This is a genomic window from Pseudomonas sp. 2(2015), from assembly GCF_000955865.1.
Lineage (GTDB): Bacteria > Pseudomonadota > Gammaproteobacteria > Pseudomonadales > Pseudomonadaceae > Aquipseudomonas.
Window position 1 is genome coordinate 353 of sequence record NZ_JYOF01000080.1, and the last position, 264, is coordinate 616.

A 264-nucleotide genomic window follows, 5' to 3' on the forward strand; every position below is an offset into this window, starting at 1 on the left:
CGAGCTCACCTCGGACGCGGCTCATCTCGTGCCGTCCGCCTACCTGCGGTCGCACATCGCCGAGACCGTGCCGTTCGCCGACCCGGTGATGCTCCGCAAGGAGATCCAGCACTACGAGAACACGAACTGGGCGCACATCGTCCGACGGGGCTCCACTCACGCCCTCGACATGACGCTCGGTGCGTGGAAGGTCTCCTCGATCCTCCGCCCCGGCATGGCGGTCCGCAACGCCCTCGACTCCAACCTTCGCGCCTACGCGATCAA

Annotated in this window: 1 protein-coding gene; it reads left to right on the top strand. The window is 67.0% G+C overall.

Annotated features, from left to right (window positions below):
* Positions 1 to 264: hypothetical protein (locus UB48_RS28125; RefSeq protein WP_177329203.1), on the top strand; the 264-nt coding region annotated here is incomplete at both ends.